This window comes from Bacillus pumilus, from assembly GCF_024498355.1.
Lineage (GTDB): Bacteria > Bacillota > Bacilli > Bacillales > Bacillaceae > Bacillus > Bacillus pumilus_P.
Genome location: NZ_CP101833.1, coordinates 3,474,308 through 3,489,418, shown reverse-complemented (window position 1 = coordinate 3,489,418; position 15,111 = coordinate 3,474,308). Strand labels below are relative to the sequence as shown.

At 42.1% G+C, this 15,111-nt stretch carries 15 protein-coding genes; 13 read left to right on the top strand and 2 right to left on the bottom strand.

Translation table 11 applies throughout. The annotated features are described in order from the left end of the window. Window positions 1-10 precede the first annotated feature (10 nt). Window positions 11-1,840 (bottom strand): acyltransferase family protein, encoded by a 1,830-nt coding sequence (locus NPA43_RS17830; protein WP_256499153.1) that lies wholly within the window; start codon window positions 1,838-1,840, stop codon window positions 11-13. 230 nt (window positions 1,841-2,070) lie between these two features. On the opposite strand from NPA43_RS17830, the gene NPA43_RS17825 reads away from it, so the two are divergent. The 11 genes from NPA43_RS17825 (at window position 2,071) to NPA43_RS17775 (ending at window position 12,531) form a co-directional block, all read left to right on the top strand. Continuing rightward, window positions 2,071-2,946 (top strand): aldose 1-epimerase family protein, encoded by an 876-nt coding sequence (locus tag NPA43_RS17825; protein WP_256499152.1) that lies wholly within the window; start codon window positions 2,071-2,073, stop codon window positions 2,944-2,946. Between the two features lie 61 nt (window positions 2,947-3,007). Next, a complete protein-coding gene (locus NPA43_RS17820; RefSeq protein WP_099727221.1) occupies window positions 3,008-3,952 on the top strand; it encodes a DNA-binding transcriptional repressor DeoR in 945 nt (314 codons plus the stop codon). An 84-nt stretch (window positions 3,953-4,036) separates the two neighbouring features. Then, complete coding sequence (gene deoC / locus NPA43_RS17815) at window positions 4,037-4,708, top strand: deoxyribose-phosphate aldolase (RefSeq protein ID WP_256499151.1); 672 nt, start codon at window positions 4,037-4,039, stop codon at window positions 4,706-4,708. Between the two features lie 167 nt (window positions 4,709-4,875). Next, on the top strand, window positions 4,876-6,057 hold the full coding sequence (locus NPA43_RS17810; RefSeq protein ID WP_099727219.1) for a NupC/NupG family nucleoside CNT transporter: 1,182 nt from the start codon (window positions 4,876-4,878) through the stop codon (window positions 6,055-6,057). A 24-nt stretch (window positions 6,058-6,081) separates the two neighbouring features. Then, complete coding sequence (locus tag NPA43_RS17805; RefSeq protein WP_099727218.1) at window positions 6,082-7,383, top strand: pyrimidine-nucleoside phosphorylase; 1,302 nt, start codon at window positions 6,082-6,084, stop codon at window positions 7,381-7,383. A 326-nt stretch (window positions 7,384-7,709) separates the two neighbouring features. After that, the gene (locus NPA43_RS17800; RefSeq protein WP_230031660.1) at window positions 7,710-8,153 is read left to right on the top strand and encodes a MarR family winged helix-turn-helix transcriptional regulator; all 444 of its coding nucleotides are present in this window, start codon (window positions 7,710-7,712) and stop codon (window positions 8,151-8,153) included. A gap of 13 nt (window positions 8,154-8,166) precedes the next feature. Further along, window positions 8,167-8,805, top strand: coding sequence for a nitroreductase family protein (locus tag NPA43_RS17795; RefSeq protein ID WP_099727216.1), 639 nt, complete (start codon window positions 8,167-8,169; stop codon window positions 8,803-8,805). A gap of 25 nt (window positions 8,806-8,830) precedes the next feature. Then, window positions 8,831-9,124 carry a putative quinol monooxygenase gene (locus NPA43_RS17790; protein ID WP_230031644.1) on the top strand — a complete coding sequence of 98 codons (294 nt, stop codon included), beginning with the start codon at window positions 8,831-8,833 and terminating at the stop codon, window positions 9,122-9,124. 188 nt (window positions 9,125-9,312) lie between these two features. Further along, entirely contained in the window at window positions 9,313-11,694 is a 2,382-nt protein-coding gene (locus NPA43_RS17785; RefSeq protein ID WP_230031643.1) for an immune inhibitor A domain-containing protein, read from the top strand. A gap of 205 nt (window positions 11,695-11,899) precedes the next feature. Next, the gene (locus NPA43_RS17780) at window positions 11,900-12,154 is read left to right on the top strand and encodes an ORF6C domain-containing protein (protein WP_099727213.1); all 255 of its coding nucleotides are present in this window, start codon (window positions 11,900-11,902) and stop codon (window positions 12,152-12,154) included. Between the two features lie 5 nt (window positions 12,155-12,159). Further along, the gene (locus NPA43_RS17775) at window positions 12,160-12,531 is read left to right on the top strand and encodes a DUF1304 domain-containing protein (protein ID WP_099727212.1); all 372 of its coding nucleotides are present in this window, start codon (window positions 12,160-12,162) and stop codon (window positions 12,529-12,531) included. Window positions 12,532-12,755: 224 nt separating this feature from the next. Here the strand turns inward: NPA43_RS17775 and NPA43_RS17770 are convergent, their stop codons facing one another. Next, window positions 12,756-12,920 (bottom strand): hypothetical protein, encoded by a 165-nt coding sequence (locus NPA43_RS17770; protein ID WP_003214630.1) that lies wholly within the window; start codon window positions 12,918-12,920, stop codon window positions 12,756-12,758. A 254-nt stretch (window positions 12,921-13,174) separates the two neighbouring features. Between NPA43_RS17770 and NPA43_RS17765 the strand changes: the two genes are divergently transcribed. Then, the gene (locus NPA43_RS17765) at window positions 13,175-13,831 is read left to right on the top strand and encodes a type 1 glutamine amidotransferase domain-containing protein (RefSeq protein ID WP_099727211.1); all 657 of its coding nucleotides are present in this window, start codon (window positions 13,175-13,177) and stop codon (window positions 13,829-13,831) included. 141 nt (window positions 13,832-13,972) lie between these two features. Next, a complete protein-coding gene (locus tag NPA43_RS17760; RefSeq protein ID WP_099727210.1) occupies window positions 13,973-15,100 on the top strand; it encodes a hypothetical protein in 1,128 nt (375 codons plus the stop codon). Window positions 15,101-15,111 lie beyond the last annotated feature (11 nt).

Here is a 15,111-nt window from a genome sequence, read left to right as displayed (position 1 = left end):
GCTAGTCTTTTTATGATGATGACGACACATCTCCTTTTTTCTTGATGCTTGCTGTAATGAGCTGTGTCAATGTGTCAGATCCTTTTGTTGAAAGATGGACACCATCTGGCTGAAAATAGGCTGGCTGTCCTGTAGCGGCCGAATGCCAATCGACCAAGGTCACATTGCGATGTTGATCGGCCACTCGCTGGATCACTGCATTCACATCATTTTCCCAAGACCTTGGAACTCTCGTGTTCACAAGGAAAATGTGTGCTTTTGAAAAATGCTGAATGAATGATGTCAAAGTGCCCTCAGTAAAATAACCATTTGTCCCAAGCTCAATAATAATGGCGGAATCAGCATGATTCAATGAAGCATATTGAGGGGCGATACTGATGGCTTCGTTCATTTGTCTGCCAACCTTCGCATCAATGGTGATTTGTTCATATACCTTTTCGAGATTAGGAGCAATATCTAACATGACGGAATCACCAATGGCGAGAATTTGATGAAATTGTTTGTGATCTCCTGCTTTTTTTTCGTGTTTTTCTTTCTTTTTCTTTGCTTTTGATTCCGAAGGGTCAGGGTCTCCTGCTTTTTTTGGTGCCGTCTTAATTTGTGTCACTTCCTTGGCATGTGGGGATGTATGAGACGAGCTAGACATGCCAATTGTAAACAAAATCAAGAGAGCTGCGGTAATCCCAAGGAACACTTTATTGGACATAGACCATTGTTTGATTCCTTTTTTCCAAATAGACCAAGAGGCAAAATATTGTCTGAATCCAAGCTGTCGAATGGGCTGTTCGATCCAGCGATAGGAAGCCTCTGCAATCAGTAGAATTGCCATGAGCTGCAATGTGACACGCCCCATGGAAGGCTGTCCAATTTCAATAACCGGTGTGGTCAGCACAATGATGGGATAATGCCACAGGTAAATGCCATAAGACCGCTTCCCAAGCCAGACGAGGGGTTTAAAGGACAGCCATTTCCCCACGAGACTTGCAGGGTGGCATATGCATGCAATTAAGATTGCTGCATTAAGACAGAATAAAAACATACCGCCCTGGTAGAGAAAGCTGTCAAATTCGTCCACTGCATAAACACATAGAAGGAAAATCGCAAACGAACCAAATCCAGTGATATGTAAAATACGTCTGCCAACAGGAAGTAATTTTCTGCTAGACAGTCTTTGCATCGGCCAAACAAATGCGAGACTGCACCCAATCAGGAGCGCAAATGCACGAGTGTCTGTTCCATAATAAACCCTGCTTGGGTCAGTATCTGGCGAATAGAGAATCGCCATCCATAAGGCGGAGACGAGTGCAAGGCCAAAGGTGATCATGGGGAGGTGGGCTCTATTTTTCATCCATTTCAGTCCAGCAATCAACAGCACCGGCCAAATAATATAAAATTGCTCTTCTATTGCCAAAGACCATAAATTTTTCAGTGGAGATACAGCATTGAAGCTGTCAAAGTAAGAAAGCTGATGAAAAATGTACCACCAGTTACTCACATAAAAAAAGGATGATAAGGCATCGCCACGAATGGACAATAATGCGTTTGAACCAGCAATGGCGCACCAGCTGACAGTTAAAAAAATCATGATGTAGGCAGCTGGAAGAAGCCTTCTGATCCGGCCCATCCAAAATGGCAAAAGCTCTTGATAGCCCAAATCCTGCTTATGCAGCAAGATCGTCGTAATCAAGTAACCAGAAATCACAAAAAACAAATCAACGCCAAGAAACCCGCCGCTTGCGGGTCCGATATGTAAGTGATAAGCAATGACCGCCAATACGGCAACAGCCCTCAGCCCATCTAATCCTAATATGTAACGTAAACGGTTTTCCTTGCTGTTCATGAAAATGAATCCCCCATCAATGTCGAACGCTTCTTATTTGTTGTTTACTCCAAAAGAACAACGATTCTTTTATTTTATATAAGATTAGACGAATCAGCATCACATTTTGTTGGCGAATTTCTGTCTTTTTTAAAAAAATTTTTTTATTTGAAGAAGAATGGATGGGTTGGGAATACTCAAAACCAAAATCCCTGTCATAATAAAAGAAGAATGAAAGGGGGATGTGTTGAATGAGAACGATTGAAAATGATCAGCTATTGATTCAGATCAATAAGAGGGGTGCCGAAGTCAGAGAGGTGCTTCACAAGGAAAGTGGACGTCACTATATGTGGTCTGGTGATCCGGCTTATTGGGGCAGGGTCTCACCCGTCTTATTTCCGATTGTTGGACGATTAAAGGATGATCAATACAAGATAGGCGATCAAACGTATGAACTCTCGCAGCATGGATTTCTTCGTGATGTCGATTTTGATCTATTTGAAGAAGCGAAAGATAAAGTAGCTTTTCAATATCAAACAAATGGCCGCCACGTTGAGCAATATCCTTATGAATTTACAGCCCGCATTCGTTATGAACTGTCGGAAAATGGGCTGACGATTTCCTGGGAAATTGATCATGACGGAGATGACACGATGTATTTCTCTATTGGTGGGCACCCAGCATTTCATGTCCCGCTTGTTGAAGGGGAGCAAACAGCAGATTATTCACTGACATTGACACCTTCCACCGAACATGATCCAGTCCAATATGAACTTCAGGATTCACTTGTAAGAGAGAAGAGGAAAGGAGTTCAGCTTGAGCCGATTCAGCTCCAGGCAGAGCTTTTCCAGCATGATGCGATGATCTTTAGTCATATCAATCGAGTGTCATTGTTTTCCCAGGCAGGTCATGGGGTTGAGATCGACCTCAGTGGTTTTCAATTCGTTGGCATTTGGTCTCCTTATGATCAGGAAAAGAGAACGATGGCTCCTTTTGTTTGTATTGAGCCTTGGTATGGCATCGCCGATATGGAAGGGACGAATGGGCAGTACAAGGAGAAATTCGGCATTCAAACTTTAGAGAAGAATGAGACCTTCCGTGCCGCCTATACGATTTTCTTCAAATGAACATTTGTGCATGATCAGTTGAACAATTTGTTATGATAGAAGAAAAAAAGGAGGCGTACGAATGGATCGTGAGAAACAGCAACTAAGTATTGAAGCGGCAAGGCTCTATTATTTATCTGATTACAGTCAGCAGGAAATCGCCAAACAGCTTGATCTGTCTAGACCGACTGTGTCTCGGCTGCTTCAATATGCGAAGGAAAAAGGGTACGTCCAAATCACGGTGATGGACCCGTTTGAGGATTTAAACGAGCTGTCTTCATTGCTTAAGGAAAAATATGATCTGCTCGAAGCTCATGTAGTGTTTTCGCCAAAGGACGACTATCCGACCATCACCGATTACCTGAGCCAATTTGGTGCAGATTACTTGCAAGACACGGTGAAAGACGGTGATATCGTAGGGGTGAGCTGGGGAACCACGATGTATCAAATTGCACAAAACATGCAACCTAAACAGGTAAAAGGTGTAGAGGTTGTCCAGCTGAAGGGCGGAATCAGCCACTCACATGTCAATACATATTCTGCGGAAACCATCCAGCTGTTTGCGGAGGCCTTTCAAACAGCACCACGCTATTTGCCGCTTCCTGTTGTGTTTGATAGTGCAGCTGTTAAAGAGATGGTCGAACAGGACAGACATATTCAGCGGATCATTGAAATGGGCAAACAGGCGAATATCGCTGTGTTTACTGTTGGGACGGTAAGGGATGAAGCACTTTTGTTTAGGCTTGGTTATTTCCGTGAAGAAGAAAAAGCGCTGCTTAAGGCATCTAGCGTTGGAGATATTTGTTCACGCTTTTATGATCAAGAAGGGCGCATTTGCAGTGAAGCGATTAACAATCGGACAATCGGTGTGGAGCTTGATGATTTAAGGACAAAAGAACGGTCTATTCTTGTCGCTGGCGGCCATCGAAAGGTTGCCTCTATCCACGGAGCACTTAGAGGAAAATATGCGAACGTATTGATCATTGATCAGCACACAGCAAGAGCTCTTTTAAATGTCACAAAATAGATGAACAAAATTTCATAACTATATTTACAATTGTTCAATAGTCATTTATGATGAAAGTATCATAATTAAAAGGAAGTGTGAAGCATGACGATAGCAAAGCTCATTGATCATACAGCACTAAAACCAGATACAACTAAAGCTGCGATTTTGCAGTTACTTGAAGAAGCAAAAACTCATCAATTTGCATCCGTTTGTGTCAATCCAACATGGGTGTCACTTGCAGCGAAAGAACTAGCAGGAACAGGCGTTGATGTATGTACAGTCATCGGTTTCCCGTTAGGCGCAAGTACAACGGCGGTCAAAGCATTCGAAACAAAGGATGCGATTGAAAACGGAGCAACAGAAGTGGACATGGTCATCAATATTGCGGCACTGAAAGAAGGCGCATATGATGTGGTTGAACAAGATATCCGTGCGGTTGTAGACGCAGCGAAAGGTAAGGCACTTGTGAAAGTCATCATTGAAGCGTGTTTACTCACAGATGAAGAGAAAGTACGAGCTTGTGAGCTTTCTGTGAAAGCTGGCGCTGATTTTGTGAAAACATCGACTGGATTTAGTACAGGCGGTGCAACCGTTGAGGACATCGCATTGATGCGTAAAACAGTCGGACCTGATATCGGTGTGAAAGCATCAGGCGGCGTGAGAACAAAAGAAGATGTTGAGGCTATGACAGCTGCAGGTGCTACCCGCATTGGTGCCAGTGCAGGCGTTTCCATTATTAAAGGGGATCAATCAGCTCCTTCGAAAGACTATTAATTCATACGGTCCTATGGTAGGATAACAATCATGATGCATTAAATGATGAAAAAGTCATATGCGGAAGGATCTCATTTATGGGAATTTCTTCCGCGATTTGTTTGCGAAATAGGGTTTATTCCATACAAGCGCATTAATGTAAACGAATTCATTCGAGGAGGAAAAACATGAAATACGTGATTGGTATCATCGGTTTGCTGGTGATTCTCGCCATTGCATGGCTGGCTAGTAACGGGAAAAAACGAGTGAAATTCCGTCCAGTCATTGTCATGATTGTACTGCAATTTATTTTAGGTTATATTCTGCTCAATACAGGTGTAGGAAATTTCCTAGTCGGAGGATTTGCAAAGGGATTCCAAATGCTTCTAGGCTATGCCGGTGAAGGAATCAACTTCGTATTTGGCGGGTTAATGAATGATAATGCGTCAACTTTCTTCATTAACGTCTTGCTGCCGATTGTCTTTATTTCTGCCTTGATCGGTATCCTGCAGCATTGGCGTATTCTCCCGCTTATCGTACGCGGAATCGGGTATTTGCTTAGTAAAGTGAATGGAATGGGGAAACTAGAATCCTACAACGCAGTAGCATCTGCGATTTTAGGTCAATCAGAAGTCTTTATTTCCATTAAGAAACAGCTCGGATTATTACCTCAGCAGCGTCTTTATACATTGTGTGCTTCTGCGATGTCGACTGTATCGATGTCCATTGTCGGTGCGTACATGCAAATGATTAAACCAGAGTACGTTGTGACAGCACTTGTGCTGAACCTATTTGGTGGATTTATTATCGCGTCTATCATCAATCCATATGAAGTGTCTAAGGACGAAGACATGCTCGAAGTTGTAGAAGAAGAAAAACAATCCTTCTTTGAAATGCTTGGCGAATATATCATGGATGGTTTCAAAGTAGCCATTGTTGTAGCTGCGATGCTGATTGGATTCGTTGCGTTAATTGCGATGATTAATGGAATTTTCACAGCGGTCATTGGCGTTTCTTTCCAAGATGTACTTGGATATGTTTTTGCTCCATTTGCTTTCCTAGTCGGTGTACCTTGGAGCGAAGCGGTACAAGCAGGAAGTATTATGGCAACCAAAATGGTGTCCAACGAATTTGTGGCGATGCTGGCGCTGTCTGGCGACGGTCTACATTTTACTGCACGTACAGAAGCCATCATCTCTGTATTCCTTGTATCATTTGCGAACTTCTCCTCTATCGGTATCATTGCTGGAGCAGTCAAAGGCTTAAACGAAAAACAAGGAAACGTTGTCGCACGCTTTGGATTAAAACTGTTATTCGGTGCAACACTCGTCAGCTTCTTAACTGCAGGCGTTGTCGGTTTGATTTACTAATTTAAAAAAGGAATGGTGAGAACAATGAGAATGGTAGATATCATTGCGAAAAAACGTGACGGAAAAGAATTATCTTCAGAGGAAATTTCTTTCTTTGTCAAAGGATATACGGACGGAACAATTCCTGACTACCAAGCAAGTGCCTTGGCTATGGCGATTTTCTTCCAAGATATGACGGATCAAGAACGTGCAGACTTAACACTCGCTATGGCGAACTCAGGTGATACGATTGACCTGTCTGCCATTGACGGCATTAAAGTAGATAAGCACTCAACAGGCGGCGTAGGCGATACAACAACTCTTGTACTCGCTCCTCTTGTGGCAGCACTTGATGTACCTGTTGCGAAAATGTCAGGGCGCGGCCTTGGGCATACAGGCGGTACAGTGGACAAGCTTGAAGCTGTGAAAGGCTTCCACGTAGAAATTACAAAAGACGAGTTCATCGAGCTGGTGAACCGTCATAAAGTAGCAGTCATTGGGCAATCAGGCAACCTCACACCAGCTGATAAAAAGCTGTATGCTCTTCGTGATGTGACAGGAACCGTTAACTCCATTCCGCTCATTGCAAGCTCCATTATGAGTAAGAAAATTGCTGCTGGTGCAGATGCAATCGTACTAGACGTGAAAACAGGTGCAGGTGCCTTCATGAAAACACCTGAAGACTCTGAGAAGCTGGCAAAAGCAATGGTTCGTATCGGAAACAACGTTGGCAGACAAACGATGGCTGTTATTTCTGACATGTCTCAGCCGTTAGGCTTAGCAATTGGAAATTCCCTTGAGGTGAAAGAAGCGATTGATACACTCCGAGGCGAAGGTCCTGAAGACTTAAACGAGCTTGTGCTCACATTAGGAAGTCAAATGGTTGTTCTTGCGAAAAAAGCAGAGACACTTGATGAAGCAAGAGAAAAGCTAATTGAAGTCATGAAAAACGGCAAAGCACTTGATAAATTCAAGGAATTCTTAGAAAATCAAGGTGGAGACGGCTCGATTGTAGATCAGCCGGAAAAACTGCCGCAAGCACCTTACCAAATCGAAGTTCCTGCAAAAGAATCAGGTGTGGTTGCTGAAATCGTCGCAGACGAAATCGGTGTTGCAGCGATGATTCTTGGAGCAGGACGTGCAACAAAAGAAGATGATATCGATTTATCTGTCGGCATCATGCTGAACAAAAAAGTGGGCGATCGTGTAGAAAAAGGCGAGTCTCTCGTGACGCTGCATGCGAATCGTGAAGATGTTGCGAATGTGATGGAGAAAATTTACGACAACATCCGCATTGCTGATCATGCCGATGCACCAACTTTAATTCACACCGTAATTACAGAATAAAGATAAAGGACAAAAGTGATTGATTGATCGCTTTTGTCTTTTTTTATGTCAATTTTAGTTAGAAAGGTGGGAGGGGATAATCCATGAGATGCTCAAACTGATTCTCTTCATTTTTGCTGTCTTGATCATCATTGGAATCATTAGTCACTATGCAGGACCAACATCGACAACAGGAACATAAGGCGGGCGTACAGCTCGTCTTTTTCTATTGAAAAAAATTTCACTTTATGAAACAAACCTCTTGCAATCATCAAACAATGGGTGTATATTAGTTGATGAGTCAATGATTGATATATCAACTAATTGATCTGAATAGAAAAGAGGGGATGGCATTGACAGCATTTTGCTCTGAAGAAGCAGAGATATTATATCGTTTGCAGTGTGTGAACCGTATGATGGGCGTGAAGTTCGAAGCATGCACGGGCATCAGCCAATCAAGACTGGAGTTGCTATCACTGTTATTTCAAGCCGATGAAATCAGCCAATCAGATTTACAGAAAAAAGTAAATATTGATAGTGCGGCTGTGACGCGTCACTTAAAACAGTTAGAAACAAAAGGGATGGTCACGCGCAGAAGAAAGCCGGAAGATAATCGAGTCACACTTGTCCGTCTGACAGAGGAAGGCAGAACAAGAATCGAAGCTTCTAAAAAAGAAAAAGAACGATTTATCTCAGAAATGCTTGAAAACGTAAGTGATGAAGAACGAAAGCTTCTCACTGATGTGCTCATCCGTATACAACAAAACATCGAAAAGATTCAAACAACCTAAAGGAGTGTTACACATGGCTACAGCATTAAAAACAAACGATTTTATGGACATTATGAAAGGGCGCCGCTCGATTCGTAACTATGACCCAGCTGTAAAAATCAGCAAAGAAGAAATGACAGAGATTTTAGAAGAAGCAACAACTGCACCATCATCAGTGAATGCACAGCCTTGGCGCTTCATGGTTATTGACAGCCCAGAAGGAAAAGAAAAGCTTGCACCACTTGCAAAATTCAACCAAACTCAAGTGTCAACATCAGCAGCTGTCATTGCTGTATTTGCAGATATGAAAAACAATGAATACTTAGAAGAAATTTATTCAAAAGCAGTAGAGAACGGCTACATGCCGCAAGAAGTGAAAGAAAGACAAATTGCTGCATTAACTGCACATTTTGACGCTCTTCCAGAGCAAGTCAATCGCGAAACCATCTTAATTGACGGTGGAATTGTGTCTATGCAGCTTATGCTTGCTGCACGTGCACACGGCTATGATACAAACCCAATTGGCGGATATGATAAAGAAGTCATCGCTGAAACATTTGGCTGGGATAAAGAACGTTATGTACCAGTGATGCTGCTATCAATTGGGAAAGCTGCTGACGAAGGCTATGCATCTTACCGCTTACCGATTGATCGTATTACAGAGTGGAAATAATATCATTTCAAAAGGAGACGATTATATGATTATTACTCATGCAGGGATGACCATTCATCCAGAAAAAGAAAACGAATTTCTAGAAGAAATTAATGCATTAATGAAAGCTTCGCAAGCGGAAGAAGGCAATGTATCCTACAAGCTGTTCAAGGATACAGAAAAGGAAAATGCCTTTTTAATGGTAGAAGTGTGGAAAGATGAAGCAGCAGTTCAGAGCCATAATGCAAGTGCACATTTCCAAGCTTTCGTAGCGAAGGCAAAAGGATTCTTAGCCGCTCCACTTGATGTTGTTGCCTTTCAAGGCGAGCAGCTTTCATAGAAAACAACAATCACCCTAGGCGTTTATTGCCTAGGGTTCTTTTATTTTCGACACATGGTTCCGCCCGTTTCATTCCCGTATTGTGCATTTTCCACAAAGTTTCTGAAAATAAAATGTTTTTCGACTTAAGTATATTGGAATATGCTAGAATTAGATATTATTTATTACCAAATTAGGGAGGAACCAATATGAAAAAAGGGAAATGGACGAGCATAGCACTAACAGCTGTCCTCAGTTTAGGCACATTGACAGCTTTCAGCACACCTCTATCTGCCCACACCTCAGAAAAATCAACATCCTCAGACGGTGGTCATTATTCGGGTATTCCATTCGACGCAAGTGTCGTGAATGAAGACCGCCTCATCAAAGCCTTGAAAAAACAAGGGAAAATCAAAAACAATGCCAATGAGGCAGAAACCCAAAAGGCATTAAAGAACTATCTAAAGAAAAAAGAAGAAGCTGCGATGAAACAAAGCGCAAGCACCTTAACAGAAGAGCCTGAATTCCTGAAAGAATACAAACAAGAAGTACATAACAAACTAGCCCAAAAGAAAAAGTTAAAGAAGCATAAAGGAAAAGAAGGCAGCCAAGTAAAACCTGTCAAAAAAGAAAAGTATAAAGGCGACGTTCGCAATGATAAAGTACTGGTTTTATTAGTAGATTTTAAAGATTATAAGCATAATAGTATTAAAAAAGAAGAGACTGATATGTACTATGACAAGTACGATCAACAGCACTATCAAGATATGCTTTTCGGAAAAAATGGCTACATCGGTCCAGATGGAAAACGAAAAGTATCCATGAAGCAATATTATGAAAAGCAGTCCGGCGGCAGTTACACGGTCAGTGGAACAGTTGCTGGCTGGTATACAGCCAAGCATGAAGCAGCTTATTACGGCGGGAATGTCCCTGACGATGAAGGCAGTGATGGCAGACCGCGTGAATTGGTGAAAGAAGCCCTTGAAGCAGCAGCAAAAGATCCGAATATTGACCTCGGTGAATATGATCAATGGGACCGCTATGATGTTGATGGAGACGGCGTTTATAACGAGCCAGACGGCATCATTGATCATCTCATGGTCGTTCACGCTGGCGTAGGTGAAGAGGCAGGCGGCGGACAGCTCGGCTCTGACGCCATTTGGTCTCACCGCTGGTCACTTGGTGATGTATTTGAAATTCCGAATACTGAATCTGAAGCGGGTCAAGGCGGAAAATTAGGAGCATTAGATTACACCATTGAGCCTGAAGATGGTGCAGCAGGCGTTTTCACACATGAATTCGGGCATGATCTTGGTCTTCCTGATGAGTATGATACACAATACACAGGTAAAGGAGAGCCCGTTTCTTACTGGTCTATCATGTCAAGTGGGAGCTGGGCAGGTAAAGTACCTGGTACGGAACCAACAGGCTTTAGTCCATATGCAAAAGAAATGCTTCAAAACCTGCATGGCGGCAACTGGCTTTCAGGACAAACCATTGATGGTAAAACATTAAAGAAAAGCAAAACAGTATTAATTGATGAAGCAGCAACAAAAGGAACCAACCATGATGCGGTTCGCGTAGATTTACCAGATAAAGAGATTGTGGTCACAAAGCCTGCCGAGGGGAAATACGCGTACTTCAGCGGGACGGGTGACAATTTGAATGCAACCATGACGACAACAGGTATTGATTTGTCGAAGGGAAGCAAAGCAGAGCTTACGTTTAAAGCATGGTACGATATCGAAGAAGATTATGATTATGCATATGTAGAAGTTCGTGAAACTGGAACCGAGCAATGGAAAACCATTGCTGGTAACATAACAAATGACCGAAATGAAGCAGGTGCTAACGAAGGTAATGGCATCGACGGAAAATCAGACGGCTGGGTAGATGCAGCCTTTGATCTTTCTGCTTATGCAGGGAAGAAAATCGATCTGCAATTCCGATACACAACCGATGCAGGCTATTCGCTACCAGGCTTGTTCGTAGATGATCTGAACGTAACAGCAAATGGAACGAAAGTGTGGTCAGATGATGCCGAGGGAACGTCCACTTTCACCTTCAATGGTTTCTCGCAGTCTAATGGAAAACAATATGCAGCGCAATACTATTTACTAGAGTGGCGCTCTTATGCTGATGTCGATAAAGGCTTAAAGTCTATCAAACGTGGAGCAAGTCTGATGAGCTATAATAACGGTTTGGTCGTGTGGTATGTCGATCAATCGTATAGTGATAACTGGGTAGGAAAGCATCCAGGGAACGGCTTCCTTGGTGTCGTAGATGCGGATCAGCAAGTATTGAAATGGAGTGACGGCTCCATCGCGGCGACAGGTTTCCAAGTACATGATGCAGCATTCTCTTTGAATCCAAGTACGAAGCTGAATATTGATTATACAGCGACAACAGGCTTAACCTTGGAAGATCGCTATATTCGTCCGACTCGTACATTTAGTGATCAAAAGAATTATGTGAATCCAAATAACCCAGATGCAGGACGCGATGTGCCGACATATGGTCTATCCTTTAAAGTCATTGGACAAAGTAAGGATCGTTCTGTTGGAAAGGTATTAATTTCTAAAAGTAACTAAACAGAAAGCCGGATTCTACCATTGAATCCGGCTTTTTGATGTGTTGAGATAAGGATTTTTATCACATGATCGTTTTTTGATCGAATGTTTGTTCTTTTTTATTTTGATATCCGAATGAAACCATTATATAATAGAGACTGGAAGGTTTTCTTTCATTCACGGTTCTTTTTAGCTGTTAAAAAACAGGAAAGGATGAGCGTTACCAATGAGTTGTGTCACTGCCAAGCAATTAAAGGTGATTCGAGGGACGATGCAGACTTTTTGCAGCCATTTGGAGTATGATGGCCATGGCAAGCTTCATATCAATACCATCATGGCTTTTATTAAAAGGGAATTCGGTGTAAGGAAAATGAAAGACATTCCACAAAGTCGGTTTACTGAAGCGCTAGAATTAATACAAGACTTTGATTTATACACGGACAAAATAGAGATTCGTGATCGTCTATCAGAAAGGAATTAACTAAATTGAATATTTTAGCAATGATTTTAGTAGGAATTGTCGCGATAGAACACATTGTCATCATGTTACTAGAAATGTTTTTTATGGAATCAAAGATGGCTAAGAGATCTTTCCGGCTCCCTGAACACTTACAAAAAGATCCAAATGTGAAGGTGATGTTTGCCAATCAAGGACTTTATAACGGGTTTCTAGCTGCAGGGCTCATTTGGGGGCTCATTCTCGGATCGAATACCGTTGGATATATGATTCAGCTATTTTTCATTCTTTGTGTGATCATCGCAGCGGTATTTGGCGGTGTAACATCCAATAAATCCATTATCATCAAACAAGGAGTACCAGCCTTGCTCGCATTAATTGCGCTTATGCTGGCGATTTAATCTTAAATAAAGCCGCCCCGATAAGGACGGCTTTCAGCGTGTAGACAAACCTTCGCATTCGGTGTCAGTCCTGCGTGCAGGTGCTCACGAATCTCAAATTCGCTCTGCTCCGGTACACGTAGACTTCAAAGGTTTTCTATCACGCTGAAAAGAAGACAAAGGGCTAAAATAAAGATCATTTTAGCCCTTTGTCAACAAGCTGAGCCGCTCTGATAAGGGCGGCTTTATCTTTTTCGAAGACCCATCAAACGGATAATGGATGTCAGACAAAGAGCTACGGCAACAGCCAAAATGATTTTTCCGTACATGACCCCTGTTAGGTTCATCAAGAAGACGGCCAATATGATACAGAGCGTGATGATGATCATCACAATCGAATAGGTTTTCATCTCTTTTCCACTCCTTTAAAAGTTCCCTCCAGCACGAGAGGTCTGTCAATCTTTCCTCATATTATATCACTCAATGGCAATTTTACATGAAATTCCCTACCAACAGAATGTGACATAGTGATGAGATTTGAAGTGATGGCATATTTTTTAGAAAATCGGGTATCACATAAAGAGTTGCATCGAAGTCGAATTGCTTGATATTTAATTGTGCAAAATATAAAATAACCACATGATGAATCGAAAGGATGATCAAGTTGAGTAAGAAAGTTTTATTAGTATCGACAAGCAGCCCGGAAATGAACGGACACCCAACAGGCTTATGGTTAGAAGAATTGGCGGAGCCATTTCACATCTTTAAAGAAAATGAACTAGACGTACAAATTGTCTCCATTCAAGGTGGAACTGTACCGATAGATAAAAATTCAATTCCTGAAGGTGTTCCAGCGCAATATCAGGATGTATTTGAATTACTTCAAGACACAAAGGCGCTAACAGATGTGAACCCAGCTGATTATGATGGGATCTTCTTTGCGGGAGGACATGGCCCAATGATCGACTTTGCATCCAATCAGCTGGTAGCTGATGCGATCTTAGCGATTTCAGAAAAAAATGGTGCAGTCGGAGCCGTTTGCCACGGTGTTTCAGCCTTTGTTGATGTGAAGGATCGTGATGGAAAATCATTTATTGAGGGAAAAAAAATAACAGGGTTCACGAACGAGGAAGAGGATGCCGTTCAGCTGACATCAAAGGTTCCATTTTTATTGGAAACAAAGCTTCGTGAGCAAGGAGCGGTGTTTGAAAAAGGAGAAGCTTTTGCGCCATTCGCTGTTGTTGATGGACAAATCATTACTGGACAAAACCCAGGATCAAGTGCAGAAACAGCACGACTATTTGTCAAAACCATTGTATAAAATGACCAAAAACCAGTCGTAACGCATACGGCTGGTTTTTTTGTTATAAAAATGTCCTAAAAAAGACCGAAACAATTACTGGAATAATGGTAAAATGATCACAGGGTAAAAAACCCAAATGAGGGAAAAGGGGATGTTCCTGTGAGAGCATTTTACGTAAAAATCACCGCAGCTTTACTGTCTGTTTTACTTGTGACAACAGGTTTATTTTCACCAGCGTTAAAAGCAGAAGAAGCGCCAAAATCAGATGGAAAAGTGTCGCCACTGACGGAAAAAGCCATTCAGCAAGTGCAAGAGTCGTTTTTGAAGCAGGATGAAGGAACCGCTATTCAACAGAAGCAAATGAAAAAAACATTTAAAGTAGATAAGAAAAACGGAATAAGTATCAAACGAAAAGCCGCTAAAGATGGAAAGCTGCGCACGTCTGCCGTACGCTCCATTGATGGACTAGCAATCAACCAATCGGCTGTCTTAACAGAGGACGATCCAGTTGATTTATGGTTTTTAAGCACGTCTTCACCCCAGGCACTCATCAGCCGGATTACCTCTTCAAATCCTGATTATTTCGTCCAATTATTTGTTGTTGATTATGAAACAGGACAAGCCTACCCAACGGATCTCATTCAGCCGGCTGGCAGTCTTCTTGGGTTAACCAATTTACCAGCTGGTGATTACGCATTTGGTATCACAAGCGGTGGAGACTTCGGAGACTCCTACACGTTACAGGTTAATGCAAAAAATCCACCTAATTTCACAGGTGCTGTATCTCTATCGTCAACCCTGCAATACTTTGTAGCTGAGTATGCAAATGGTGATGTATTTGCAAATGGCACAAAAGTATATAACAAGCAATCGAAGACAGCAGATTATGAATGGAAGCGTGTGTTTTATTTCTCATATGATGGAAAATATGAACAGAGAACCCATTCGATTTCAAGTGTGAAAGTGAAAAGCATTTCGGCACCAGTGTCGTACTCAGCTCCTTATGCGAGTTCCTCAGAGGCCATTCTCGTCTACTTAGATGTGGAGACATTGTTTATGTACCATCAATCATCGTTTGCAAGCGGGCAATATTATCATGATACCTTTGTTGATACTCTCGGGAAGACAACACCAAGACGCCTAGACCTTGATGATTTGACAAATTACGGCGATCATATTTTAGCCGTTGATTTAAAAACAGGAAAGCCGATTGATTTCTTCAGTGTCCTTAATTTTTACTATGCTGCAGGGATCGAGAAGCTGCCAACAATTAAAACATTGAATTAAGAAAGGCGGTT